Genomic DNA, 1,524 nt, shown 5'->3' with positions numbered 1-1,524 from the left:
TCTAGCAGGCTGTTGAAAAAGAAGCTGGCCTGGAGGCTTTCGCCGTGATTCACTCGCTCGTCGAGTTTTGGAGTGATGCATGCGCGGCGGCGATGTGAGGACGGGTCAACTCTTCAGCTATGTCGATCTGGAGGATCGCGTTCGTAAAGATCATCCGCTGCGGGCAATCCGGCAGATCGTGAACGACGCGCTGGTTTTGCTGGAACGCGAGTTCGCAGCGCTCTATTCACCGATTGGGCGGCCATCGATCGCGCCTGAAAAGCTTCTGCGCGCGATGCTTTTGCAAGCCTTCTATTCGATCCGTTCCGAGCGGCTTTTGATGGAACGGCTGGAATACGACCTTCTATTCCGCTGGTTCGTCGACATTGGCATTGACGATCCAGCATGGGACCATTCGGTGTTTTCGAAGAACCGCGACCGGTTGCTGGAAGGCGACATCGCCGCGAAGTTCCTGGGCGCAATCCTTTCGCAGCCCAAGATAAAGCGGCTGCAGTCAACGGACCACTTCTCCGTCGATGGCACGCTGATCGAAGCCTGGGCGTCGATCAAGAGCTTCAAGCCGAAGAACGGCCCAAGGGGCGATCATGGCGGGCCACCGTCGGATGGCGGCGGTCGGAATATGGAAGCAGACTTTCATGGCGAGAGGCGTTCCAACGAGACGCATGCTTCAACGACCGATCCAGATGCAAGACTTTACAAGAAGGGAAAAGGCAAGGAGGCCAAGCTGTGCTTCATGGGGCACGGGCTGATGGAAAACCGCCATGGCCTGCTGGTCGATGCCTATCTGACAGAGGCCAGCGGATATGCTGAACGGGTAGCGGCGCTGCACATGATCGGGCCCTTCACCGAGCGGACACAAGCAATCACGCTGGGTGCCGACAAGGCCTATGACACCAAGGACTTCGTCCAAGACTTGCGGTCGATGAAGGTGACGCCGCATGTGGCGCAGAACGTCAGTGGTCGCCGCTCGGCCATTGACGGGCGCACGACGCGCCATTCCGGCTATGGGGTCAGCTTGCGCATCCGCAAGCGCATCGAGGAGGCGTTCGGCTGGATCAAGACCGTCGCGGGGCAGGACAAGACGAAGTTCCGTGGCCGCGATCGCGTCGGATGGGCCTTCACCTTCGCGGCCGCCGCCTATGATCTGGTGCGGCTGCCGAAACTGTTGGCGGTGTCGTCATGAGCGCGACCCCGAACTGCCGCTTGATTGGCCGTTGGCGGATCGTCGAGGCCGATCTATGGGATCGGGATTATCTCGACCTGGTCGAGCCCGCCAAAATCACCATCGGGGCTAACGGTCATGGCGAGATCGCCTTCGGTGCGATGCAAGCGGGCCTCGATCTCGGCTACAGCACGTCCATGGTCTCCTTCACATGGGCAGGATGCGACGAAATGGACGAAGTCTCCGGTGACGGACATGCCGAATTGCTCGACGATGGCACGATCGAAATCACGTTCGCATACCACAACGGCGACGAGGCCATACTAAAGGCCAAACAGGAGACTTCTTCAACAGCCTGCTAG

The 1,524-nt window shown here is 59.3% G+C and carries 2 protein-coding genes; both read left to right on the top strand.

Annotation, left to right across the window (positions count from 1 at the left end):
• The first annotated feature begins 79 nt into the window (after nucleotides 1-79).
• On the top strand, nucleotides 80-1,183 hold the full coding sequence (locus GGD57_RS28965; protein WP_184473595.1) for an IS5 family transposase: 1,104 nt from the start codon (nucleotides 80-82) through the stop codon (nucleotides 1,181-1,183).
• A complete protein-coding gene (locus GGD57_RS28960; protein ID WP_184473594.1) occupies nucleotides 1,180-1,524 on the top strand; it encodes a hypothetical protein in 345 nt (114 codons plus the stop codon). Before GGD57_RS28965 ends, GGD57_RS28960 begins: the two co-directional genes overlap by 4 nt.

This window comes from Rhizobium esperanzae (genome assembly GCF_014197615.1).
In the GTDB taxonomy this organism is placed as follows: domain Bacteria; phylum Pseudomonadota; class Alphaproteobacteria; order Rhizobiales; family Rhizobiaceae; genus Rhizobium; species Rhizobium esperanzae_A.
The sequence above is the reverse complement of the archived record's forward strand: the minus strand, read 5'-3'. Positions and strand labels throughout refer to the sequence as shown.

Excerpts from the sequence above, each read along its gene's own strand:
- GGD57_RS28965 (WP_184473595.1), top strand. The coding sequence starts at position 80 with ATGCGCGGCGGCGATGTGAGGACGGGTCAACTCTTCAGCTATGTCGAT.
- GGD57_RS28960 (WP_184473594.1), top strand. The coding sequence starts at position 1,180 with ATGAGCGCGACCCCGAACTGCCGCTTGATTGGCCGTTGGCGGATCGTC.